We start from the raw sequence: 24,518 nt of genomic DNA on the forward strand, positions 1-24,518 counted from the left end.
TTCATGATCATTCACGCCCGGGAACGTCACAAGGGCTCGTGCCGTTTCTGTGCCGTATCGCAACACACTTGCAATACGAACAAACTACTCTTTACGGGACCAAATCGAGGTTCCCTCCGGCGGCATCGCCTCGGCGCGCCGCAGGAACTCCGCCGGCTCCAGCGCCTCCCCGGCCGAGGCGGCCGCCGCGAACGCGGTCTCGCCCAACTCGCCGCGCGCCCGGTCGGACGCGCGGTCGATGTCGGCACACTCGGTCGGGCCGGGGCGCACTCCGGAGTCCGTCCTGATCGCCGCGGCCTTCCCCAGCGCCTCGGCCGCCTCGCGGTGCCGCCCGGACAGGGTCAGCGCACCGGCCAGGCCCTCCAGGGCGCCGGCCAGGTCACGCGGCGACTCCAACCTGATCGCGACGGCCAGCGCGTCTCGTTGGTAGGTCAGGGCGGTGGGTGCGTCGCCGCGGGCCTCCGCGATCTGGCCTAGGGCGATCTGGATCAGGGGCAGGTACAGGGGTGGGAACTCCTCGGGCGACACGGCTCGGAGCATGGTCTCGAAGCGGTCCTGCGCGTCGTCCAGCCGCCCGTCGGCCAGCGCCACCAGCCCGAGCCCGAGATCGGCGAACGTGACGGCCGAGGCGTGTCCCTGGTCGACGGCCACCCGCATCGCGCGGCCGAAGAGCCGCCGCGCGGACGACTGGTCGCCGCGCAGGTAGGCGATCCAGCCGCGCCACGCCATCCGGGACGCGACGTCCGGCCACAGGTGCAGTTCCTCGGCCATCCGCTGGCCGTCCTGCTGGAGCCGTTCCGCCCGGTCGTAGTCGCCGGTCAGCTCGGCCAGCGCGCCGAGTCCCTCGATCGCCTGGAGCCGTCCCCACCGGTCGCCGGTCTCGCCGAACAGCCGGTCCGCCCGCTCGGCGTCACGGCGCATCGCGGCCGGGTCGCCGTGGGCGTGGCCGTGCATCGCCCGCAGCGCCAGCGCCGCCGCCTCGCCCCAGCGGTCACCGGACGCGCGGAACCCGGTCAGCGCCTCCTCCAGCGTCACCGCGGCCTCCGCGACATCGTCCACCTGGAAATATGCCAGGGTCAGGAACCACCGTGCCCAGGCCCGCGTACCGGCGTCGGCGGTCGCGTCGACGTGCCGCAACGCCTCGTCACGGCGGGCCGCGGCCAGGTCTCCGTCCACCCCCTTGAGGGCGGCGAGGCCCGCTCGCCATGTCAACGCCCGCGCCAGGACGCCGGGTGAGGCGCCGTCGAGTTCCAGCGCCGTGTCCAGCGAACGCAGCGCCTCGGTCAACCTGCCGCGCAGGAACCAGTACCAGGCCAGCGCGTCGACCAGTCGCAACGCGTCGTCCGCCGCGCCGTCGGCGACGGTCTCGTCCAGCGCGGCGCGCAGGTTCGCGGTCTCGGTGTCGAGGATCCGCAGCCAGCGCGTCTGGTCGTGCCCGCGCAGGTGGCGCGCGGCGCGTTCGGCCAGGTCGATGTAGTGGCGGCTGTGCGCCCGCCGGACGCGTGCCTCCTCCCCCGCCTCGGCGAGCCGCTCGGCGGCGTACGCGGCGATCGACTCCAGCAGCCGGTACCGCGGGCCCTCGCCCGGACGCTCCGTCATGACGACCAGCGAGCGATCGACCAGCCGCACCAGCAGGTCCAGCACCTCCGCCTCGGGGACGCCCCCGCCGCCGCACGCCGCCTCGGCGGACTCCAGCGCGCAGCCGTCGGCATGGACCGACAGCCGCCGCAGGACGGCCCGTTCCGGCCCGGTCAGCAGATCCCAACTCCAGTCGATCACCGCGGTGAGGGTCCGTTGCCGGGCGGGCGCGCCGCGATGCCCGGACGACAGCACCCGGAACCGGTCGTCCAGCCGGGAGACGAGGCCCTCGACGCCGAGCGTCCGCACCTTGGTCGCGGCCAGTTCCAGGGCGAGCGGGAGGCCGTCCAGCCGCCGGCACAGCTCCGCGACCGGCCCCGACGTCGCGTCGTCGAGCCGGAACCCGCGCGAGGCCGCCTCCGCCCGCGCCGCGAACAGCCGCACCGCGCTCGACGCCGCCGGGTCGTCGCCGACACCGGGCACCTCCAGCGGCGGGACGGCCCACACGACCTCCCCGGGCAGTCCGAGCGGCTCCCGGCTCGTCGCGAGGATCCGCACGCCCGGCACCCGGCGCAGCAGCCTGTCCACCAGCTCGGCGGCCTGGTCGATCACGTGCTCGCAGTTGTCCAGGACGAGCAGCAACCGGCGGGCGCCGAGCGCCGCCGCGAGCCGGTCCAGCGCGGCCTCGGGCGCGCCCGGCGCGTCCCGGATGTCGAGGATCGCCGTGACGGCCTCGGCCAGATCGGGGAGCGTCGAGCGTTCGAACCCGGCCAGCTCCGCCATCCGGACGCCGTCGCCGAACGCGTCCACCAGCCCGGCGGCCACCTCCACCGCCAGCCTGGTCTTGCCGACGCCGCCGGGCCCGGTCAGGGTGACGAGCCGGTCGGTGCCGATCTTGGCGCGGACGCGGCGGACGGCCTGGTCGCGGCCGATCAGTTCGGTGGTCGGAACGGGCAGGTTCGACCGCGGGCCCGGCTCGCGGTGGGGCGGGGCGTCCAGGGCGGGGTCCTGCCGGAGGACGGCGCGTTGCAGATCGGAGAGGCCGGTGCCGGGGTCGAGGCCCAGGTCGTCGGCGAGCAGCGTCCGGTAGTGCTCGAAACTCTCCAGTGCCTCGTTCTGGCGTCCCGCCCGGTACAGCGCCAGCATGTGCGCGGCCCGCAGCCGCTCGCGCAACGGATGCTCGCCGACCGCGTCACGCAGTTCTCCGGCCAGTGCCCCGTGCTCGCCCAGTAGGAGCCGGGTCTCGGCGTGCTCCTCCAGGACGGTCAGCCGCAGCTCTTCGAGCCGCGCGGCGGCGGCGCGGGTGAACGGCTCGTCCGCGAGGTCGGCGAACGCGGGGCCGCGCCACAGCCCGAGCGCCTCGGCCAGCAGCGCCGCGCGCTCCTTCGGCTCGGTCGCCTCGCGCGCCTCGTCCACCAGAACCTGGAACCGGCGGGCGTCGACGCGGGCGTCGGCCGCGCCCAGCAGGTACCCGGCGGGACGCGACTCCACCAGCGCCCGCGCGCCCGGTTCCGCGTCCTCCAGCACCCGCCGGAGCTGCGACACCTTCGCCGACAGCGAGCCCATCGGGTTCCCGGGCAGCGCCTCGCCCCACAGGTCGTCGATCAGGCGGTCGGCGGGCACCGGACGTCCCTCGTGCGCCAGCAGGTCCGCGAGCAGCGCGCGGACCTTCAACCCGGGCACCGCAACGAGCCCGCCGTCGTCGGTCCACACGGCGAGCGGTCCGAGTACCCCGAAACGCACATCCCGACCTTAGTCGCGGCCCTGAAGGAAGGGGACCGTAAGGATCCCGTAAACGGTCCGGCGCATCGTGGGTCCACGACGCCGGAAGGCGGACGATATCGAAACCGACGGAGGAGACCATGCGTAAGATCATCAGCTCGACGTACATCTCGCTGGACGGCGTCATCGAGCAGCCGCAGAACTGGACGTCGGCGTACTTCCAGGACGAGGCCGCCGCCTACGCCAAGGACCTGCTCTTCTCCTGCGACGCGCTTCTCATGGGACGCCGGACGTTCGACGGCTTCTCACAGGCGTGGCCCGCGATGGAGGAGGCGACCGGCGACTTCGGCGTCCGCATGAACACCCTGCCGCACTACGTGGTGTCCGACACGCTCAACAAGCCCGGCTGGGGCGACACCACGGTGATCCGCCGGGCCGACGCCGTCGCCGAGATCACCAGGTTGAAGGAGCGGGACGGCCAGGACATCCTCCAGTACGGCTTCGGCCCGGTGTCGCGGACGCTCGTCGACAACGGACTGCTGGACGAGCTGCGCCTGTGGATCCACCCGGTCATCGTCGGCACCGGCGACCCCGACGAACTGCTCAACCGCGCGGACTTCTCCGCCTCGTTCGAGCTGGCCGGCACCGAGTCCTTCAAGACCGGCGTCATCGTCGCGACCTACCGTCCCGTCGCCAGGTGACGGGACTCGCGACCCGCAAGCTCAGCCCGCGGTGCTCGCGAGCTGGTCGATGGCGCTCCGCAGCAGGACGGGCGTGCGGGCGGGCGGTTCCGCCTGCACGCCGAGCCTGTTGAGGACGTCCCGGTACCGGGCGATGTCGGCGGGCCTGTCCGGGTAGAGGGCGCCGGCGAGCTGCTCCAGGTACACGACGTCGGGCAGCTCCGGCTCGGCGAACCGCAGCAGCGTCACCGGACCGCACTCGGCCGCGTGCCCGCCGGACGCGAACGGCAGGACCTGCACGGTGACGCTCGGCAGCCGCGCCATGTCGATCAGGAAGCGGATCTGCTCGGCCATCGTCTCGGCGCCGCCGACCACGCGCCGCAGCGCGGCCTCGTCGACGACCGCCCACAGCTTCAGCGGGTCGGGGCGGTCGAACACCCGGCGGCGGCGCATCCGCAGCTCGACCCGCCGTTCGATCTCCTCCGCGGACGCCTCCGGATGCCGCGCCGCGATGAGGGCGCGGGCGTAACCGGGCGTCTGGAGCAGCTCGGGGACGTCCTGGACCTCGTACACGCGGGCGACCACGGCGCCCTGCTCCAGCCCGAGGTAGGGCTCGAACCAGCCGGGCACCAGGTCGCCGTACTCCTGCCACCAGCCGGGACGGTTGGCGAGGTCGACGAGCTCCAGCACCGGATCGCGGCGGCACGGGTCGGTGACGCCGTAGAGGGTCAGCAGGTCGGCGACGTCGCGTTCCTTGAACCCGACACGGCCCAGCTCCATTCTGCTGATCTTGGAGTGGGAGCCGCGGATCTCGTAACCGGCGTCCTCGACGGAGATCCGCGCCATCTCGCGGAAACGGCGCAGCTGCGTCCCGACCAGCATGCGCAGCACCGTCGGGCCGGCGGACCGGTAGTCCTCCGCGGAGACGGCCCGTTCCAGCGAAGAACCGTCCGGATCGTCGAGGAGGTCGTCCGCGCCCGGCTCACGCACGCCGGGTTCGGTCACGCCAAGCTCGCTCACGTCAAGCTCGCCTTCGTTCATCTCGTCACCGTTCAGTTCGCTCGCGCTCATGACGGTTTGCGTCCCACGGCGCAGAACTCGTCCACCTCGTCCGGTTCCCCGGACGAGCCGGGCGCGGCCCGCCAGCGCGTCACCGGCACGACGCCCGGTTCCAGCACCTCCAGGCCCTCGAAGAACCCGGCGATCATCTCCGGTGTGCGCAGGTAGTACGGGGTGTCGCTCGCCTGGTTCCACATCTTGATCGCCGCATGGAACCGCTCACCGGTGAAGACGTCGGTGCTGTCGGCGACGGTCAGATGACTGCCGGGCGCCAGCGCCCCGACCAGACGGGCGACGATCGAGCGCGCCTCATCGTAGCGGGGAACGTGCCCGAGGATGTTCAGGAGCATGAGTGCGACCGGACGGTCCAGGTCGAGCGTCCGCGCGGCCCCGTCGAGGATGCGGTCCGGGTGGCGCAGGTCGGCCTCGATGTAGCTGGTGGCCCCCTCGGGAGTGCTGGTCAGCAGGGCGCGCGCGTGGGACAGGACGAGCGGGTCGTTGTCGACGTACACGACATGGGCGTCCGGCGCGGCGCGCTGCGCGACCTCGTGGGTGTTGTCGACGGTCGGCAGGCCCGTGCCGATGTCGAGGAATTGCCGGACCCCCGCCTCGGCGGCCAGGTACCGCACGGCGCGGGACAGGAACGCCCGGGACTGCCGGGCGATGTCCACGATCTGCGGGTACACGGCGACGAACCGGTCGCCCGCGGTCCGGTCGGCCGGGTAGTTGTCCTTGCCGCCGAGCCAGTAGTTCCAGATGCGCGCGGACTGCGGCACCGCGCCGGTGCCCTGGGACGCCGGCGGCCCCTCGCCGCCCGCTGCGGGGTCTCCCATGGGACGCCTCCTCGGGAGCGCAAGTACCTTTCTCGACGGAGAAGTTACTCGTAAATCCCTGACTTGCCCACTGGCACGTTTGTCCCAGTTCGTACTGATCTACCGAGATGTACGCTGAACAACCGGCCCATACCCGTCGCGACCTGCCACGATACGGGTTCTCCAAAAAAATCTTTGAAGAACTCGGGCCGCGATGTCGAATCCGCCGTCCCCTCTTCGACGCGTTCGATGAGAGGCCGGAAGGGACCGGCCCACGACACACGAGGGAGCCCGCGATGCGGTTCATGCTGATGACGACGGACGACGGCTCGGCCGCCCAGAACCAGGACGAGTCCATGTTCGTGGAGATGGGCAAGTTCATCGAGGAGATGTCCAAGGCCGGGGTGTTGCTCGCGACCGGCGGTCTCGAGCCGGGCGGCACCCGCATCGTCTCGTCCGGCGGCAAGGTCACCGTCACCGACGGGCCGTTCGCCGAGGCCAAGGAGACGGTCGTCGGGTTCGCGCTGATCGAGGTCCGCAGCAGGGAAGAGGCCATCGAGCTGTCCAAGCGGTTCTGGGCGATCGTCGGCGACGGCGAGGGCGTGATCCAGCAGGTGTTCGGCCCGGGCGACCCCGCCCCCGGCGCATGAGCGCTTTTCGCGGGTGAACCGGGCGCCGGACGCCCGGTGAGCTTGCGCGACGGCCGGTGCGGGTGCTCTCATCGGCGGCGTGACGACAGCGGACAGGTCCGGCGTGCACGCGCGCGTCGACGCGGTGTGGCGGCTGGAGGCCGCCCGCATCATCGCGGGGCTCGCCCGGATGGTGCACGACATCGGGCTGGCCGAGGAACTCGCGCAGGACGCGCTGGTCGCCGCGCTCGAACAGTGGCCCGAGTCAGGCGTCCCGGACAATCCGGGCGCCTGGCTCATGGCCGTCGGCAAGCGTCGCGCCATCGACCGGCTCCGCCGTGACCAGCGCCTGGAGCACAAGCTGGCGGAGATCGGCCGCGACCTGGAGTCCCGGCCCGCGCCGGAACCCGACGTCCCCGACGACGACCACATCGAGGACGACGTGCTCCGGCTCGTCTTCACCGCCTGCCATCCCGTCCTGTCGACCCAGGCCCGGGTGGCGCTGACGCTGCGGATGCTCGGCGGGCTCACCACCGGGGAGATCGCACGGGCGTTCCTCACCTCGGAGCCGACCGTCGCGCAGCGGATCGTCCGGGCCAAGCGCACGCTGTCGGACGCGGGCGTGCCGTTCGAGGTGCCCGAGGGGCCGGACCGCGCGGCCCGGCTGTCGTCCGTCCTGGAGGTCATCTACCTGATCTTCAACGAGGGCTACACCGCCACGGCCGGAAGCGACTGGGTGCGCACCGACCTGTGCCAGGAGGCCCTGCGCCTCGGCCGGATCCTCGCCGAACTGGCACCCGGCGAACCCGAGGTGCACGGGCTCGTCGCGCTGATGGAGATCCAGGCGTCCCGGACGCGGGCGCGGACCGGGCCGTCCGGTGAGCCCGTCCCGCTGCTGGAGCAGGACCGCGGCCTCTGGGACCGTCTCCTCATCCACCGCGGGTTCGCGGCGCTGCTGCGCGCCAAGGCGATCGGTGAACCGCTCGGTCCGTACGTTCTGCAGGCGGCGATCGCCGCGTCCCACGCGCAGGCCCGCACGGCCGAGGACACCGACTGGGCGCAGATCGCGTCGCTTTACGAGGTTCTCGCGAGCGTCGCCCCCTCCCCCGTGGTGGAACTCAACCGGGCGGTGGCGGTCGGCAGGGCGCACGGCCCGGCCCGGGGCCTCGAACTCGCCGACAGGCTGGTGGACGAACCGTCCCTGCGCGGCTACCACCTGCTGCCGAGCGTTCGCGGTGACCTGCTCGCCCGGCTCGGACGCACCGCCGAGGCCAGGGCGGAGTTCGAGCGCGCCGCGGAACTGACCCACAACGAGCCCGAACGCCGTGCCCTCCTCGACCGCGCCGCCGCCCTGGACTGAGCTTTCAGGGTTGCCCCGGAAACCGGATCATGACAGGTTTCAACTTGGGGTTTGGTACTGACGCGGGTCGAAGACGGAGGGACATCCAGTGATCACGCTTTCGGACGTCGAGGCCGCCGCCGACCGCGTCGCGGACCGGATCCGCCGCACGCCGGTGGTCGAGGTGGACCCCGCGCCCCTCGCGCCCGCCTCGCCCGTCGCGCGCATGTGGCTGAAGCTGGAGCTGACCCAGCACACCGGGTCGTTCAAGGCGCGCGGCGCGTTCAACCACGTCCTCGCCGCGCGGGCCGAGGGGCGGCTGCCGGACATCGGGATCGTCGCGGCGTCCGGAGGCAACGCGGGCCTCGCGTTCGCGTACGCGGCGGCGAAGGTGGGCGTGCCCGCCGAGGTGTACGTGCCGGAGACCGCGCCCGCCGTCAAGGTCGCCCGGCTGCGCGCGCTCGGCGCCACGGTCGTCCAGGTCGGCACCCGGTACGCCGCGGCGCAGGACGCCGCCACCAAACGCGCCGCCGACACCGGTGCGCTGTTCTGCCACGCCTACGACCTGCCCGCGGTCTGCGCCGGTCAGGGAACGCTCGGCCTGGAACTCCTGGAACAGACCGGCGGGGAGATCGACACCGTCCTGGTCGCGGTCGGCGGCGGCGGGCTGATGGCGGGCATCGCCACCGCGCTCACGGGGACCGCTCGCGTCGTCGGTGTCGAGCCCGAACGCATCCCGACCCTCGAACGCGCGCTGCACGCGGGACGTCCGGTCGACGTGGACGTCTCCGGCATCGCCGCCGACTCGCTCGGCGCCACCCGTCTCGGCGACATCGCGTTCTCGGTCGCCTCCCACACCGGGGTCCTCCCGGTCCTCGTCTCCGAGGAGGCGATCGTCGAGGCGCGCCGGTTCGTGTGGGCCGAGTATCGCCTGGTCATCGAGCACGGCGCCGCCACCGCCGTCGCCGCGCTCCGCTCGGGCGCGTACCGGCCCGCCCCGGACGAACGGGTCGTGGTCCTTCTGTGCGGTGCCAACACCGACCCGTCCGACCTAGGCTGAACGAACGCCTCGGGTTCCGTTCAGCCCACGTCTCCCGGCCGACTGGTCAGCCGACGATGCGCAGCGACTGCAACGGCAGCACCCGGACCGGACGTTCCCGTTTGGGCGACTCGGTGACGGGCCTGCTGCCGCAGAGCGCCTCCACCACGTGCGCGCCCAGCGCACTGTCGATCGGATGCGGGACGGGCACGCCGTTGGAGTCGAGCTTCGAATATTTCGCGAGGTTGGTGGTCAGGGAGATCTGCCGCGCCCCACCCGCGGACGACAGCGACTGCGTTCCGGCCCCGAAGACGCTGCCGTCGTGGCCCCAGAACGTCCCGCACGGCAGTTCGGTCGAGTAGAGCCCGAGACCGTAGTTCATCACCACGTCGCCGTCCGCGTCCTTGACGGGGACGGTGCGTCGCATCTGCGCCAGCGCGTCCTCGCCGATGAGTTCACCGGTGAAAAGCCTGCGGTAGAAGCGGTTGAGGTCGTCCATCGTGGAGACCAGCGCGCCCGCCGTCCATGCCCAGCTCATGTCGTACGTGCTGTAGTCGCGGGGTGGTTCCACATGCTGGTAGAGCGACTCGTACAACCGCGAGTGCCGGCCGGAGATGCGTGCGCGAGACGGGAAGTAGGTGTGCTTCAGCCCGGCCTTGTCGATGACGTTCCGGTCGATGTACCGCTCCGCCGTCGTGCCGGTCACCTTCTCCAGGAGCCGTCCCGCGATGGCGTAGTTGGTGTTGGAGTAGGAGTAACGCTCGCCCGGTTCACCGGTGCGCGGCGCCTGCATTCCCCAGGTGATGAGCTGCTCCGGTGTGATGCGCCGGAACCGGTTCTCGTCCAGGCTCTTGGGCGAGAGGTCCGACAACGAGGGGAACGCGAGGTACACGTAGTCGCCGATGCCGCTGGTGTGGTTGAGGAGCATCCGCACGGTGACCTGCTTGCCGTGCCGTCCGGGAAAGATGTCGGGCAGGTACCGGCCGACCGGTGCGTCGAGTTCGAGGCGGCCCTTCTCGACCTGTTGGAGGATCGCGGTCGCGACGAACGTCTTGGTGATGCTTCCGACGCGCTGTGGCATGCCCTGTTTGACGGGTCGCCGTGTCCGGACGTCGGCGACACCGGACGCTCCGTTCCATGTGGTGCGCCCGTCCTGGGCGGCCGACCACGTCCCGTACATGCCCGCCTCACGCGCAGCGTCCAGAGTGGCGCGCAGCATCGCCGGGTCGAACGGCCGCGTCGGCGGACGCGCGAGTGCCACACCGGCAGAGGCCGCCGGTCCGGCATTGCCCTGTACAGCATTGCCCTGTATGGCACTGCCTTGTCCGGCATTGCCCTGTGCAGGATTGCCCTGGTCGGTGACCGCCGCCGCCTGGGCGGGCGTCACCGTCAGTGCCAGTGTGACGACGACCGCGGCACCCCAGGCCGCGGTGATGTCGGCGAGCCGTCCCCGTAGGTCGAACCGCTTCGCCATGGTCCTCTTCTCCAGTTATGTGCACACCCAGAGTGAGTCTCCTCGGGGTCCTCCTCGCTGTCATCCGACCGCGGAAGGAGATTTCTCACTCCTCCCGGAAGGCAGGCTGTGGCGGTGGCGGGTGGCCGCCGGGGCGCGAAAAGTCAGCCGAGCAGGTCGGCCAGGGTCTCGCGGCGGGACGGATGCCGCAGTTTGTGCATGCCCTTGGACTCGATCTGCCGGATCCGTTCGCGCGTCACCCCGTAGACCTTGCCGACCTCCTCGAGCGTCTTCGGCTCGCCGCCCGCCAGCCCGAACCGCATCGAGATGACGCCCGCCTCGCGTTCGGTGAGCGTCTCCAGCACGGCGTCGAGCCGTCCGCGCAGCATCGAGGACGCGACGACGTCGGCGGGGTCACCGCCGTCCGGGTCCTCGATGACGTCGCCGAGTTCGCCGTCGCCGTCCTCACCGAGCGGGGTGTGCAGGGACAGCGGCTCACGGGCCTGCCTGCGCAGCCACTCGACCTTCTCCGGAGTGACGTCGAGCTCGACGGCCAGTTCCTGCGACGTCGGCTCCCGGCCGAGGTCCTGCATCATGCGCCGCCGCACGCGTGTCATCCGGTTGAGGACCTCGACGACGTGCACGGGGATGCGGATCGTCCGGCTCTGGTCGGCCAGCGCGCGGCTGATCGCCTGCTTGATCCACCAGACGGCGTAGGTGGAGAACTTGAGACCGCGCCGGTACTCGAACTTCTCCACGGCGCGGATCAGCCCGAGGTTGCCCTCCTGGACGAGGTCGCCCAGCGGCAGGCCATGGCCCATGTACCGCTTGGCGAGCGACACGACGAGGCGGAGGTTCGCCTCGACCATGTGCTCCTTGGCGCGTTGGCCGTCGGCGGCGATCCATTCCAGGTCGGTGCGGTCCTGGAGGCTGAGGTCGTCACCGAGGGTCTCCAGGCGTTCGCGGGCGAACAGCCCTGCCTCGATGCGTTTGGCGAGGTCGACCTCCTGCTCGGCGGTGAGCAACGGGGTGCGGCCGATGCGGGAGAGGTAGTCCTTCATCGGGTCGACGACGTTCACGGTCGCGCGGTCCATGCGCGCCCGGGTGGACGCGCCGTCCGCGGGCGCGCGGTTCACGGTCGCACGGTTCACGGTCGCACGGGGGGGCACGCTGGGCGCGTCGCTGGCGTTCAGGGCGGTGTCCTTTGTTCGTCCGGCCGGGAGGGAACGGGTCACCCGTTCTCAGTACCCGATCGTGGAACATCCTGAACCAGGCGACGCATTTCAGGTTTCGATGACGAGAAGGAGATCGCCCGCCTGAACCGGGGTGGTGCCGGGCACCGCGAGCCGGACGACGGCGCCGGACACGGGCGCGGTGATGGCGGCCTCCATCTTCATCGCCTCGATGGTCGCGACCACGTCCCCGGCGGCGACCTCGTCGCCCTTGGACACGCGGAGCGTCACCGAACCGTCGAACGGCGCGGCGACATGGCCGGGCTCGTCCGGGTCGGCCCGCTCGACGGGCGGCACGTCCGACACCACGGACTTGTCGCGCACCGAGAGCGTGCGGAGCTGGCCGTTCACCGTGCAGATGACCTGTCGCACCCCCGCCTCGTCGATGTCGCCGACCGCTTCCAGACCGGCCAGCACGCGCACGCCGGGTTCGAGGTCGAACGCGACCTCCTGTCCCGCGCGCAGCCCGTAGAGGAACGGGCCCGTGGGCAGGACGGACAGGTCTCCGTAGGCGGCGCGGGCCTCGCGGTAGTCCTTCGCGGGGCCGGGGAACAGAAGGCGGTCCAGAGTCTCGCGGACTTCGGGGCCGTGCAGGGCCTTCTCCTCCGCGCCGTCCAGTTCGGCGCGGGCGGGTGTGTACTGGCGTCCGGCGAGGGCCTTGGTGCGGAACGGCTCGGGCCAGCCGCCCGGAGGGTCGCCGAGTTCGCCGTTCAGGAAGCCGATGACGCTGTCGGGAATGTCGTAGCGCTCCGGGTTCTCGGCGAAGTCGGCGGGGTCGGCGCCCGCGGCGACCAGATGCAGGGCCAGGTCACCCACGACCTTGCTGGACGGGGTGACCTTCACGAGCCGTCCGAGGATCGCGTCGGCCGCCGCGTACAGGCGCTCGATCTCCTCGAAGCGGTCGCCGAGGCCGAGCGCCACGGCCTGCTGCCGCAGGTTCGACAGCTGCCCGCCCGGAATCTCGTGCCGGTAGACGCGACCGGTCGGCGACGGAAGCCCCATCTCGAACGGCGCGTACAGCTTCCGGACGGCCTCCCAGTACGGCTCCATGACGGTCAGCGCGTCCAGGTCGATCCCGGTGGCGTGGTCGGTGGAGTCGGTCGCGGCGACGATCGCCTGGAGGGGCGGCTGGCTGGTGGTGCCCGAGAGCGGCGCGGCGGCTCCGTCCACCGCGTCGACACCGGCCTCGATGGCGGCGATGTAGGTGCCGATCTGGCCACCGGCCGTGTCGTGGGTGTGCAGATGGACGGGCAGGTCGAACCGCTCGCGGAGGGCCTTGACGAGCGTGCGGGCCGCCGGGGCGCGGAGCAGTCCGGCCATGTCCTTGACGCACAGGATGTGGACGCAGGACTCGACGAGTTCCTCCGCGAGGCGCAGGTAGTAGTCGAGGGTGTAGAGCCGCTCGTTGGGTGACGACAGGTCGCCGGTGTAGCAGAGGGTTCCTTCGACGAGCGCGTGTGTCTGCAGCGCGGCGTCGATGGCCGGACGCATCCGTTCGACGTCGTTCAGCGCGTCGAACACGCGGAAGATGTCGACACCGGTACTAGCGGCCTCCTTCACGAAGGCACGCGCCACCGAGTCGGGGTACGGGGTGTACCCGACGGTGTTACGGCCGCGCAGGAGCATCTGGATGCACAGGTTCGGAGCGGCCTCACGGATCGCGGCCAGCCTGTCCCAGGGCGACTCGCCGAGGAAGCGGAGCGCGACGTCGTACGTCGCGCCGCCCCATGCCTCGATGGAGAGAAGCTGCGGGGTCATGCGCGCGAGGTAGGGCGCGGCGGCGAGCAGGTCGTAGGTGCGTACCCGGGTGGCGAGAAGCGACTGGTGCGCGTCCCGGAAGGTGGTGTCGGTGACGGCGAGGGCGCTCTGGGAACGGAGCCGCTCGGCGAACGCGCGCGCGCCGAGCGCCAACAGCCGGTCTCGTGAACCTGTGGGGAACGGGCCGTCGAGGGAGAGCGGCGGCAGCTTCGTCGCCGGGTCCAGGTCGGTGGGCGCGTCTCCGTGCGGCTTGTTGACCGTCACGTCCGCCAGGTACCGGACGAGTCGCGTCGCACGGTCACCGCTCGACCGGGCCGTGAGCAGTTCGGGATGGTCGGCGATGTAGGACGTCGTGACGCCGCCCGCGCGGAAGTCCGGCTCGTCGAGCAGCGCGCGCAGGAACGGGATGTTGGACGCGACGCCCCGGATGCGGAACTCCGCGACGGCGCGGCGTGCCCTGCCCACGGCCTCCTCGAACGTCCGTCCGCGGCAGGTCAGCTTGACCAGCAGCGAGTCGAAGTGCGGGGAGACGATCGCGCCGCCGTACGCGGTGCCCGTGTCCAGGCGCACGCCCGCGCCGCCGGGCGACCGGTACGCCGAGATCTTGCCGGTGTCGGGACGGAAGCCGTTCGCCGGGTCCTCGGTGGTGATGCGGCACTGGACGGCGAACCCGCTGACCGTGACCTCGTCCTGCGCGATGCCGAGGTCGGCGAGCGTCTCACCGCCCGCGATGCGCAGCTGGCTCTGCACGAGATCGACCCCGGTGACCTCCTCGGTCACGGTGTGCTCGACCTGGATACGCGGGTTCATCTCGATGAAGACGTGCTCGCCGTGCTCGTCCACGAGGAACTCGACGGTGCCGGCGTTCACGTAGCCGATCTCGCGCGCGAACTTCACCGCGTCCTCGCAGAGCCGCCGCGCCACGTCCGGGTCCAGCCTCGGCGCCGGGGCGATCTCCACCACCTTCTGGTGGCGGCGCTGCACCGAGCAGTCGCGTTCGCGCAGGTGGACGATGTGCCCGGAGCCGTCGGCGAGAATCTGCACCTCGATGTGGCGGGGACTGTCCACCGCCTGTTCCAGGAACACCGTCGGGTCGCCGAACGCGCTCTCCGCCTCGCGCCGCGCGGTGTCGACGGCCGCCTCAAGGTCGGCACGGTGCTCGACACGGCGCAGCCCGCGCCCGCCGCCGCCCGCCGCGGCCTTCACGAACAGCGGGAACCCGACCTCGTCGGCCGCCGCCAGCTCCGCGCCCGGCTCGGGCGTCGCCGACCGCAGTACGGGCAGCCCCGCGCGCCGCGCCGCCGCGACCGCCTCGATCTTGTTGCCCGCGAGGCTGAGCACCGAGGAGGGCGGGCCAACGAACGTGATCCCGTTGCGCTCGCACGCCTCCGCCAGCTCCGGGCTCTCCGACAGGAACCCGTATCCGGGGTACACGGCGTCGGCGCCGACCCGCAGCGCGGTCTCCACGATGCCGTCGACGTCCAGGTAGGCGCGGACGGGATGGCCGTGCTCGCCGATCTCGTACGCCTCGTCCGCCTTCTGCCGGTGCAGCGACAGCCGGTCCTCGTGCGCGTAGACGGCGACGCTGGCGATGCCGAGTTCGTAGGCCGCGCGGAAGGCGCGGACGGCGATCTCGCCACGGTTGGCGACGAGCAGCTTCGTGATCACGTGACTCTCCAGAGACGGCGACGCGGAGGTCCGTCCGCGCCCGGCGGAGTTCGCGGGAGCGTGCCGCACCGCGGCGGAACGGACCGTTGGGGGGACGGTCCCGGTGTACGTACCCAGTTGAGCGGCTGCGGCAGCCTCGATCCCGCACGAGATCGTCAGCATTGCTCCGGATTTCCCCCAAGAAGGAAGATCTGGCGATTTTTCGTTGACGTCCGCGCCTGCCCGTTGTCCGTCGATAAGGTGTCCGGCCAGGCTCGCTGTGATCAAGGGGGACTCTGTGCGGCTGCCGGAACATCTTGAACTTCTCGTGTCCGACGAACCCGTCATCGACCTGTACGCGGTCGGGCCGTGGCGCGTTCCGGACGGCCTGTACGAGGAGATCCGGGACCGTGTCGACGCGCTCGTCAACGACCCCCGCTGCGTCCCGCTGACGACGGACCGGCACGCGATGATGACCAACCCCGCGCCGCTGGTCGCCGCCGAGATGATCAGTACCCTCGCCTACCTGCCCGGCGCCGCGGCCGTCTACTCCGGAGTCTTCAGCCACCTGTACAGCGAGCTTTTCGGGCGTTACCTCGACGCACCATCGGACACCGACCACACCAGGGAGGGTTGGAGCGCTCTATCGGGTGAGTTCCGCGCGTTCGAGTGGCTGGAAGACTGCGGCGACCAGGACCTGGCACTGACACTGGCCCGCGAGTCGCTCGGCGTCTTCGAGGGTTTGGAACCGTTCGAGGCCCGCCGCCGGGCCCTGCTGGAGCTGTTCGAGAACCCCCCGTCCGGTGACTGGCTCAAACTTCCCCTGGAACGGCGCCGGGACCTGTGGGCGGCGCAGGCGAGCGACGACGTCGTCGCCGCCCTGCCCGAACTGGCCGGGCCCATCGGCCACCTGGAATGGGTGTGCTCGGGTCTGCTGCCCGTCCACGAACACCTGCGCGAGATCGCCCCCCACCGCGAGACCGCCGACGACCTGCTCGTCCACCTGCTGCTCCAGGCCGGTCGGGAGCAGGTGCCCGCCGAACTGTCCGTCGTCCTCACCGAGGACCGGTACGGCGAACTGCTCGGACGGTTCGAGGACGCACGCGAGTCCTTCGACCGGGAAACATGGTCGCTGGACGAGTGGGCCTGGCTCGCCCGGGCGGTCGGCGCCGGGGCCGTCGACGCCTGCCGTGGCTGGCTCGACATGGCGATGCGCTTCACCGGCGCCGTCCAGGGGCTTCCCGGTCACCCGGTCGGCCCCGACCGGGTGTGGATTCCGATCCAGGGGTTCCAGGAGGACGTTCGGCGTCTGTTCACCCCGCGCCGCCGGATGGTCAACCCGCTCGCCGCGAACCTCGGCGCGTCCCGGCCCCGCCCGCGCGGCGCCCGTGGCCGGACGAAGGTGGAGACCGGTCTGGTCGGGCAGCCGGAGGTCGTCGCCGCGCTGGAGGACATCGCGAACGGGCCCGGACCGGTCCGGCTGATGATCGTCGGCCCGGACGGCACCGGCAAGCGCGACGCGGCCCAGGAGATCGTCCAACTCGTCCAGCGGCACGGCATCACCGACCCGCCGCTGTGGCTGTCCGACGACTTCTTCGCCGCCAAGGAGATCTCGGCCGCCACCTCGCAGCTCTACAGCGAGGCCCGCGACAGCGACGGGGTCCGGCTCATGGTGATCGACGGTCTCGACGACATCTCCCGGGACGACCGCAGCGGCGAGGCCAGCCTCGAACAGCTCCACCGGGCGATCGACGTCCATGACGACCTGCACGTCGTGGTGTTGTGCGAGCCCGGCGGCGACGACCTGATCCGCGAACTCAACCCCGCGCTCGCCCTGCGGTTCCAGGTGGTCCGAACGCACCCGTTCACGGCCGAAGGGCACGCGGAACTGTTCAACCGGGCCGTCCAGCAGCGTGGGGCGCGTGCGCACAAACGCGCCCTGACGGCCGCCGGGCGGGTGCTCGCCGACGCGACGCCCGTCCGGAACCTGCGCAACGCCCGACTCGCGCAGCGGCTCGCCGACATCGTCGTGGATTCGGTGCGCGAGCGGACCGAACCCGGCCAGGAACTGGTCGTCAAGCATTCCGACATCCCCGCGTCGTTCGACTCGCCCGGCGCCGACCCGATGGCCGAACTGGAAGCCCTCACCGGCCTCGGCGCCGTCAAGCACGAGATCGAGCTGATCGTCGCCGGGGCGAAGGCCGCGAAGCTGCGCCGCGACGCCGGGCTGCCCGCCGCGGACACGCCCGCCAGGCACACCGTGTTCACCGGCAGCCCCGGCACCGGCAAGACCGTCGTCGCCCGGCTCCTCGCCCGCGTTCTGAAGGACCTCGGCGTGCTCTCGTCCGGACATCTGGTCGAGGCGACCCGTTCGTCGCTCGTCGGCACCTACATCGGCGAGACCGCCGTGAAGACGCGGAGCGTGGCGCGGCGGGCCGTCGGCGGGGTCCTGTTCATCGACGAGGCCTACTCGCTGGTCCAAGAGGGCGTGGACGAGGACTACGGCCCCGAGGCCATCGCCGAGCTGCTGAAGTTCATGGAGGGCCACCGCGACGACTTCGTCGTCGTCATCGCCGGCTACGAGCGCGAGATGCAGCGGTTCATGGCGTCCAACCCCGGACTCGCGTCGCGGTTCCCGAGCACGGTCCGCTTCCCCGACTTCACCGACGCCGAGCTCATCGAGATCTTCGAGGCGCGGACGGCGGCCATCGGGCTACGACCGGAGCCGGGCGTGCGCGACCGGGTGGCCGAACTCCTGCGCCGCGCCCCCCGCGGCCGCTCCTTCGGCAACGCCCGCGCCATGCGCAACCTGTGCGAGCGCGCCACCGCGCTCCAGGCCCGCCGGGTGACCGCGCTGAGCGACCCCAGCCCGGAGGACCTGGCCGCGCTGCTCCCCGAGGACGTCCCGGACACGCTGTCGGGCGCCGCCCGCGTCCGGCCCGTCACCGACCCCCTCGCCGAACTGGACGCCCTCGTCGGCCTCGCGGACGTCAAGAGGGAGGTGCGGCGCCTCGCGGCCGAGGTGCGCGCCGCCGACCTGCGCCGCTCGGCCGGGCAGCCGGTCGGCGCGCCCACCCGCCACATGGTGTTCACCGGCAACCCGGGGACGGCCAAGACGACCGTCGCCCGCCTCGTCGCGGCCGTCTACGCCGACCTCGGGCTGCTTTCGTCCGGCCACCTTGTCGAGGTCTCCCGCGCCGACCTCGTCGGCTCCTACACCGGCCAGACGGCCCCGCGCGTACGGGCCGCCGTCGAGCAGGCCCTTGGAGGTGTCCTGTTCATCGACGAGGCGTACTCCCTGACCGGTGACGGCTACACGCAGGAGGCCGTGTCCACGCTCGTCCAGCTCATGGAGGAGTACCGCGGTGACCTGGTCGTCATCGCGGCGGGTTATGAGCGGGAGATGAGCACCTTCCTCGCCGCCAACTCCGGGCTCGAATCGCGGTTCCCCAAGCGCATCGCCTTCCCCGACTACTCCGACGACGAGCTGGTCGAGATCTTCAACCGCCTCGCCGCCGCGGAGGGCCTCACCCTCGCCGCGGACGTGCCGGCGCGGCTGCGCGGCCTGCTCCGGAACGTTCCGCGCGGACCGTCCTTCGGCAACGGGCGACTCATCCGCAACCTCCTCGACCGCGCCGTCGCCGCACAGTCCGAACGCCTCGCCACATCGTCGGACGCAACCGAACTCCGCACCCTGAAGGCCACGGACCTGCACATGACCGGCCCAGAGTCATCAAAGGCGCCGGGCATGTACCTGTGACCACGATGCGATCACTCGGAATAGCCCAAAAGATCTTGCGGTTGCAACTAACGTGCGAAATCCGGTCGCCCGGGTAGCACTCAGGTCCAGCCCCCATGGAGGTCAACCGTGCCGAGCAGCATTCCGAGGACCCGCTCCCACTCCCCGCGCGACCGCGTGAAGACCACCTCACTCCGCGCCCTGGTGGTCGCCGCACGCCTGGAACGCAACCACGCCCCGGAGGGCCCACCGGGCAAAGAGGACGGCCGGGCGGAGCAGGACACCCGACGTCCCACCCCCGACCCGGCCTAACCCCATCACCACCGCGAGCACCGACACCACGCGGCCGAAGTTACCGGGCGGTCGGCGGGTTGGAGTTCGGTGCGTTGAAGATGGCGTGGACGGCGGCGCGGGTGCGGGTCGGGCCCAGGCTCTCGACCATCGCGGTGAGATGTTCGGCGCCGAGGGTGGCCAGGAGGGCGTGGGCCAGCGCCTCCGCGTCGGGCACGGTCTCGTCCAGCAGGATCGTCAGGTGGCGGTGCCAGAAGCCGTAGGCGCCGATGCGGTAGCGCGCGCCCGGCGAGGCCGTCTCCGACATGCGGACCAGGGAGAGGTGGTCCAGGACGTAGTCCAGGTAGGCGTCGACGAAGGCGTGCAGGCGTTCGGACGGCCGGACGGTCGTGTTCGCGCCGCCGGGGCCGAGGGGGGCGGGTCCAGAAAGGATCGCGTTCTGCAGGTCGCGTTCGCGGGCGTCCAGGAGGGCCGCGGCCAGGCCCGCCTTGTCGCCGAACCGGCGGAAGAGGGTTCCCTTGCCGACGCCCGCGGCGGCGGCGACCGCGTCCATCGAGACCGACTCGACGCCGTGGCGGGCGAAGAGGGCGGCGGCGGCTTCGAGGACCTTGACCCGGTTGCGCGCGGCGTCCGCCCGTTCCCTCGGCGGCGGCGTCCGCATCAGCTCAAGGTCGACGCGCCTCCCACCGGCCGGACCACGGTCCATGGACATCCCCTCCCATATACGGACTGTAGTCCTTTTAGCTTCACGGCGGCAACCCGCTGATCAACCGTGTTGCAAAGCACATCCCATCATCTGGCCTAGGCTGGTGCACTGCTGATCAACCGGAGGCGACGGGAAGCGAGTGGTGTGACGGACAGGACGATGCCGGACGCCCTTCCGCTGCGGTCGGGCGACCCGACCCGGTTGGGCGGATACGAGATCCTGGGCCGCCTCGGCGAGGGTGGGCAGGGTGCGGTCTTCCTGGGCCGACCGGCAGGTGAGGCCGGGTCCCCTCCGGTGGCGGACCCCGCCGTGGACTATGTCGCCATCAAGCTGCTGCACGGCGGACTCGCCGGAGAAGAGACGGCCCGCGCGCGTTTCGTCCGGGAACTCGAAGTCGCCAAACGCGTGGCGCGCTTCTGCACGGCCCAGGTTCTCGACGCCGACGTCGCCGGTGACCAGCCCTACATCGTCAGCGAATACGTCCGCGGTCTGTCGCTTCACCATGTGGTGCGCACGGACGGTCCTCGCACGGGCGGAGCCCTCGAGCGGCTCGCCATCAGCACGCTGACCGCGCTCACGGCCATCCACCAGGCCGGGATCGTCCACCGCGACTTCAAACCCCACAACGTGGTGATGGGACCGGACGGGCCCCGCGTCATCGACTTCGGCGTGGCGCGCGCCCTGGACGCCGCCGGTGAGACGCAGAACGTCGGCACGCCCGCCTACATGGCGCCCGAGCACTTCACCGGCGGGCAGGTCGGCCCGGCGTCCGACATGTTCGCCTGGGGTTCGACCATGACGTTCGCCGCCACGGGACGTCCCGCCTTCGGCAACGACGAGATGGCCTCGGTCATGCACCGGATCCTGACCGGCGAACCGGATCTCGGCGACCTGTCAGGGCCGATGCGCGATCTCGTCGCGGCGTGTCTGGCGAAGGAGCCCGCGCATCGTCCGACGGCGAGGGAGGCCCAGGAGCGTCTCGTCGGCGCGGCCAGCGGCGTGTCGGCGTCCGCTCCGCCCGTCCAGCCGCTGCCCGCCTTCCCGGGGGCGTCTCACGCGGCTGATTCGGTTCTGCCGGCCGACCGCACCACGAATCCCACGGGCCCCGGGCACGGGACGGCACCGCAGCCCGCTCCCTTCGTCGAGCAGCCGCCGCCCCAGGGGCCCGGCGGGTACGGCGGTCACCCGCAGGGCTCGGCGGGCGTGCCCTCCCCCGTGGCCGGGTCGGGCGGCGGGAGGCGTGGACGGCTCATTCCGGTCGCGGCGGCCGCGGCGGTGGCGGCCGTCATCGCGGGCGGTGCCGTCTGGGCCGCGACGAGCGCCGGTGCCGGCGACGACAAGGACCAGCGGGCCGCGTCCGGCGACGACCAGGGCGCCCGAGGCGGCCTCGGGACCGTGGCGAGTCCTGGCGGGGAGGCTCGGAACCCGGCGAACACCCAGTCCGGACGGCCGAACGGTGACCGGAGCCCGAGCCCGGCGGATCCTAATTCGTCCAAGAAACCGGGCACTCCGCCCGACGGGGGCGCCACACCGTCGAGAGGCGGCGGGGGCGGCGGCACGCCGCCCAAGGAGCCGGCGAACAAGTACAGCCCGCAGCAGGTCTGCAACAGCGGCGGTCATGGGAGCGGCTATTACGTGCAACGCTCGCTGGGCGTTCCGGGCGGGACCGCCTACCTGCTCTACAACAAGTCCACCTACAACTGCGCGGTCACGATGAAGACGCGGAAGGTGGGCACGAAATCCCCGGTCTCGGTGTGGATCCAGAAGAAGGGCGGCAGCAGGATCGCCGACAGTGGCTCGTTCGCCTGGTACGCGGGTCCGGTGTACGTGAAGGCGCCCGGCACGTGCGTCCGGTTCGGCGGCAACGGCGGTACCGCGCCCTACGGCAACTGCGGCTAGCCACGGAACGCTTCGATATCCGCGCGGACGCGGCACGGGGCCCGCAACGAGAAGGCCACCCACATTCGGGGTGGCCCCTGTTCGTCGGCGGACGGGTCGACATTCGGTTCACCGGGTCGACCCGTCGCCGTTCGGCTGACCGTCGGGCCGCTCGCCGAGGTGAGAACCTCGTTCTCCTGTAGCACGCTCGGTCGGCGGCCGTTCGCCGGTCATCGGCTGTGGTTGGCGGTCTTCAGTTACTGGATGCGATGAGATGGTCGAAGTCGCCGTCCTTGGCTCCAAGGATGAGCGCCTCGATCTCAGGGCGGGTGTAGATCAGCGCGGGACCGTCGGGATGACGGGAGTTGCGCATCGCCACCTGCCCGTCGGGCAGTTCGGCGATCTCAACACAGTTCCCCTGGGAATTGCTTCGCCGGGACTTCAGCCACCGGGCCCCGTGAAGGTTGGCGGCCGGCATCCCGTTGTCGTAGTCGGTTTGGAGCATCATGTCTCTCTGAGAAAATCACCGAGAAGCTCGACGGTGCTCTCCGGGGTCGCACTGTCGACGCACAGACGTTCCATCGCCTGCAGATAGGTGTCGACGTCGTCGCGCCTGTCCAGGTACATCGCGCCGGTGAGGTTCTCGACGTAAACCACGTCCGGCAGGTCCTGCTCGGGAAAGCGCAGGATCGTGAACGCGCCTCCCTCGGCGGCGTGGCCCCCGAACTTGAACGGCATGATCTGGATGGTGACGTTCGGCAGTTTCGACATCTCGATGAGATGTTCGAACTGTCCCCGCATCACCTCCGGGCCTCCGATGGGACGCTTCAGCGCCCCCTCGTCCACCACCGCCCACAGGCGCGGCGCTTCCGGGCCCGTGAGTCGTTCCTGCCGTCGCAGGCGAAGTTCCACGCGTTGTTCGATCTGTTGTGCTGTGGCTCCGGCGTTGCCCAGGCGGATCACCGCGCGCGCATACCCCTCCGACTGCAGCAGTCCCGGGACGAACTGCAGTTCATACGTGCGGATCAACGCCGCCGACTCCTCCAGACCGACATAGGTCTGGAACCAGTTCGGCAACACGTCGTTGTACCGGTGCCACCATCCGGGGGTGTTGGCCTCCCGCGCAAGCTGTAGCAGCGCCTCGCGTTCGGTCGCGTCGCTGACGCCGTACAGCGAGAGCAGGTCGTCCACGTCTCGTTCTTTGAAGCTGACTCGCCCCAACTCCAGGCGGCTGATCTTCGACTCCGACGCGCGGATGACGTAGCCGGCGTCCTGACGGGTCACGCCCTTCTGCTCACGCAGACGGCGAAGTTGCGACCCGAGCAGGATCCGGCGAACCGTCGACCCGCTTCCCGGCGTCTCTGGAGTCACGCCCAACCTCCCGGCTATTCGGCGGACAGCGAACCTAGTGTGTCACTGGCATCTGTGTCCTGCGGCTACCTCCGATCACTTCCGCGCCCTCCACGCCTCCCCGCGCTCTGCCGAAGCAGATGCACGTGCATTGGGCCTTGCATTCGCACGCTACGATGCGCAGGATAACGCACGAGACTTCCGAGCACGGCTGCACAACGAGATCACTCTGCGGGGTCCGGTTGGAATGACGTCACGCCATGCGCACGACGACACGCGGTGGGAGCTCGGCCCCGTAGCGGGGCCGGCCGACCCGCACGACCGCGCCGCGCCCTCGATCCCCGTCCCGGAGTCCGCTGACCTGCCGCCACGCCTGGACGCGGCCGTCCGGGAGTTGACCGAGCTGCGGGGCGCCACGGTCTCCTACACGGTCGAACCGGATCCGGAATCGGTCACCGCGGCCCGCCACTTCGCGGTGTCGCGCCTCATGGAGTGGCGGCTGCCGGAACTGGCCGACGACGTGGGCCTCGTCGTGTCGGAACTCGTCACGAACGCGCTGCGGCACAGCGGGGGGACGAACGGTCGGCCGGGCGACGCCGTACACCACGAGGGCGTGTACGGCGACCCGGCCGACCCGCTGGGCTCCGCGCCGTCGGCGATCAGGCTGCGACTCGGCCTCGACGCCCACTGGCTGCTCTGCGGCATCATGGACGCGAGCCGTGCCGCGCCCCGCCGCAGGGAACCGGACTACATCGCCGAGACCGGCCGCGGCCTGCACCTGGTGGAGTCGTTCAGCTCCCGATGGGGGTGGCGCACACTGCCGAGAGGCAAGGTGGTGTGGGCCCTGTTCCACACCGGTTGAGGGGTGCGTAACGGCGGACCACACGGGTAACAAGAAGGTCCCCACCCGGGTCATGAGGAGATGACCGGCAGAGAGGAGCATCGGTGGTCTTCGCCGTCGAGCACCGTGTCGAAAAGGGCCTCACGGTCGTCAAGATCAACGGTGAGATCGACGTCTTCACCAGTCCCCGGCTACGCGAAGCGCTGCTCGACATCATCGACGACGGCGGCTCCCACCTGGTCATCGACCTCGGCGAGGTCACCTTCCTCGACTCCACCGGCCTCGGCGTGCTGGTCGGCGTCTACCACCGGCTCCGCGCCCGCGACGGCTCGATGTCGTTCATGGGCGTCAACGACCGGGTGCGCCGCGTCTTCCACATCACCCAGCTCACCAAGATCTTCGTCCTGTACCGGTCACTGGACGACGCCATCGCCGCGCACGAGTCCGCCACCTCGTGAACACCCCCCGCGCGGTCTCATGACTCGCGCGGCGTCCGGTGACCCGCGCGGCGTCCGGTGACCCCACGGCGTCCGGCCGATCGCGCGGCGCCCGACCGATCGCGCGGCGCCCGACCGATCGCGCGGCGCCCGACCGATCGCGCGGCGCCCGACCGATCGCGCGGCGCCCGACCGATCGCGCGGGGTCCGACCGATCGCGCGGGGTCCGGTGACCGCGCGGCGTCCGGCCGATCGCCGAAGTTATCCACAGTTCGCGCGGACGCGCCCACGGCCGCACCTACCCGGTACGGTGAAACCGAGATCAAGC

At 71.3% G+C, this 24,518-nt stretch carries 17 protein-coding genes and 1 pseudogene; 9 read left to right on the forward strand and 9 right to left on the reverse strand.

Going from position 1 to position 24,518, the window contains the following annotated elements:
- Positions 1 to 84: 84 nt before the first annotated feature.
- On the reverse strand, positions 85 to 3,321 hold the full coding sequence (locus BZB76_RS24690) for an AfsR/SARP family transcriptional regulator (RefSeq protein ID WP_121436754.1): 3,237 nt from the start codon (positions 3,319 to 3,321) through the stop codon (positions 85 to 87).
- A gap of 119 nt (positions 3,322 to 3,440) precedes the next feature.
- Here BZB76_RS24690 and BZB76_RS24695 point away from each other — a divergent pair, with 119 nt between their 5' ends.
- The gene (locus BZB76_RS24695; RefSeq protein WP_121436755.1) at positions 3,441 to 4,001 is read left to right on the forward strand and encodes a dihydrofolate reductase family protein; all 561 of its coding nucleotides are present in this window, start codon (positions 3,441 to 3,443) and stop codon (positions 3,999 to 4,001) included.
- Positions 4,002 to 4,022: 21 nt separating this feature from the next.
- On the opposite strand, the gene BZB76_RS24700 is transcribed toward BZB76_RS24695, so the two are convergent.
- Both BZB76_RS24700 and BZB76_RS24705 read right to left on the reverse strand, forming a co-directional pair.
- Positions 4,023 to 5,051, reverse strand: a complete 1,029-nt coding sequence (locus BZB76_RS24700) for a helix-turn-helix domain-containing protein (RefSeq protein WP_337959768.1) — start codon at positions 5,049 to 5,051, stop codon at positions 4,023 to 4,025.
- Positions 5,048 to 5,872: an SAM-dependent methyltransferase gene (locus BZB76_RS24705; RefSeq protein WP_121436756.1), complete on the reverse strand. Its 825-nt coding sequence runs from the start codon at positions 5,870 to 5,872 to the stop codon at positions 5,048 to 5,050. The genes BZB76_RS24700 and BZB76_RS24705 overlap by 4 nt, the downstream gene beginning before the upstream one ends.
- Positions 5,873 to 6,147: 275 nt before the next feature.
- On the opposite strand from BZB76_RS24705, the gene BZB76_RS24710 reads away from it, so the two are divergent.
- From BZB76_RS24710 to BZB76_RS24720, 3 genes are all read left to right on the forward strand, one after another.
- A complete protein-coding gene (locus tag BZB76_RS24710; protein WP_121436757.1) occupies positions 6,148 to 6,501 on the forward strand; it encodes a YciI family protein in 354 nt (117 codons plus the stop codon).
- A gap of 169 nt (positions 6,502 to 6,670) precedes the next feature.
- Complete coding sequence (locus tag BZB76_RS24715; protein WP_121436926.1) at positions 6,671 to 7,840, forward strand: RNA polymerase sigma factor; 1,170 nt, start codon at positions 6,671 to 6,673, stop codon at positions 7,838 to 7,840.
- 88 nt (positions 7,841 to 7,928) lie between these two features.
- Positions 7,929 to 8,879: a threonine/serine dehydratase gene (locus BZB76_RS24720; RefSeq protein ID WP_121436758.1), complete on the forward strand. Its 951-nt coding sequence runs from the start codon at positions 7,929 to 7,931 to the stop codon at positions 8,877 to 8,879.
- Positions 8,880 to 8,925: 46 nt separating this feature from the next.
- Here the strand turns inward: BZB76_RS24720 and BZB76_RS24725 are convergent, their stop codons facing one another.
- The 3 genes and pseudogenes from BZB76_RS24725 to BZB76_RS24735 all read right to left on the reverse strand — a co-directional run bounded on the left by BZB76_RS24725 (position 8,926) and on the right by BZB76_RS24735 (position 14,969).
- Positions 8,926 to 10,332, reverse strand: a complete 1,407-nt coding sequence (locus BZB76_RS24725; protein WP_246007166.1) for a serine hydrolase domain-containing protein — start codon at positions 10,330 to 10,332, stop codon at positions 8,926 to 8,928.
- A 143-nt stretch (positions 10,333 to 10,475) separates the two neighbouring features.
- Positions 10,476 to 11,378: pseudogene (locus BZB76_RS24730) on the reverse strand (RNA polymerase sigma factor); the annotation flags it as partial.
- Positions 11,379 to 11,594: 216 nt separating this feature from the next.
- Positions 11,595 to 14,969 (reverse strand): pyruvate carboxylase, encoded by a 3,375-nt coding sequence (locus BZB76_RS24735; RefSeq protein ID WP_121436759.1) that lies wholly within the window; start codon positions 14,967 to 14,969, stop codon positions 11,595 to 11,597.
- A gap of 277 nt (positions 14,970 to 15,246) precedes the next feature.
- On the opposite strand from BZB76_RS24735, the gene BZB76_RS24740 reads away from it, so the two are divergent.
- Positions 15,247 to 18,708 carry an AAA family ATPase gene (locus tag BZB76_RS24740; RefSeq protein WP_211343160.1) on the forward strand — a complete coding sequence of 1,154 codons (3,462 nt, stop codon included), beginning with the start codon at positions 15,247 to 15,249 and terminating at the stop codon, positions 18,706 to 18,708.
- Positions 18,709 to 18,816: 108 nt separating this feature from the next.
- Positions 18,817 to 18,999 carry a hypothetical protein gene (locus BZB76_RS34290; protein WP_147449524.1) on the forward strand — a complete coding sequence of 61 codons (183 nt, stop codon included), beginning with the start codon at positions 18,817 to 18,819 and terminating at the stop codon, positions 18,997 to 18,999.
- Between the two features lie 40 nt (positions 19,000 to 19,039).
- Here the strand turns inward: BZB76_RS34290 and BZB76_RS24745 are convergent, their stop codons facing one another.
- A complete protein-coding gene (locus BZB76_RS24745; RefSeq protein WP_121436761.1) occupies positions 19,040 to 19,684 on the reverse strand; it encodes a TetR/AcrR family transcriptional regulator in 645 nt (214 codons plus the stop codon).
- A 144-nt stretch (positions 19,685 to 19,828) separates the two neighbouring features.
- Between BZB76_RS24745 and BZB76_RS24750 the strand changes: the two genes are divergently transcribed.
- Positions 19,829 to 21,583, forward strand: coding sequence for a serine/threonine protein kinase (locus tag BZB76_RS24750; protein ID WP_121436762.1), 1,755 nt, complete (start codon positions 19,829 to 19,831; stop codon positions 21,581 to 21,583).
- 232 nt (positions 21,584 to 21,815) lie between these two features.
- On the opposite strand, the gene BZB76_RS24755 is transcribed toward BZB76_RS24750, so the two are convergent.
- Positions 21,816 to 22,070 carry a DUF397 domain-containing protein gene (locus BZB76_RS24755; RefSeq protein ID WP_420534817.1) on the reverse strand — a complete coding sequence of 85 codons (255 nt, stop codon included), beginning with the start codon at positions 22,068 to 22,070 and terminating at the stop codon, positions 21,816 to 21,818.
- Positions 22,067 to 22,888, reverse strand: coding sequence for a helix-turn-helix domain-containing protein (locus tag BZB76_RS24760; protein ID WP_337959771.1), 822 nt, complete (start codon positions 22,886 to 22,888; stop codon positions 22,067 to 22,069). Before BZB76_RS24760 ends, BZB76_RS24755 begins: the two co-directional genes overlap by 4 nt.
- A 271-nt stretch (positions 22,889 to 23,159) precedes the next feature.
- Between BZB76_RS24760 and BZB76_RS24765 the strand changes: the two genes are divergently transcribed.
- Positions 23,160 to 23,774: an ATP-binding protein gene (locus BZB76_RS24765; RefSeq protein WP_121436764.1), complete on the forward strand. Its 615-nt coding sequence runs from the start codon at positions 23,160 to 23,162 to the stop codon at positions 23,772 to 23,774.
- Positions 23,775 to 23,857: 83 nt separating this feature from the next.
- Positions 23,858 to 24,211 (forward strand): STAS domain-containing protein, encoded by a 354-nt coding sequence (locus BZB76_RS24770; RefSeq protein ID WP_121436765.1) that lies wholly within the window; start codon positions 23,858 to 23,860, stop codon positions 24,209 to 24,211.
- Positions 24,212 to 24,518: the final 307 nt, after the last annotated feature.

It is taken from the genome of Actinomadura pelletieri DSM 43383 (assembly GCF_003634705.1).
Lineage (GTDB): Bacteria > Actinomycetota > Actinomycetes > Streptosporangiales > Streptosporangiaceae > Spirillospora > Spirillospora pelletieri.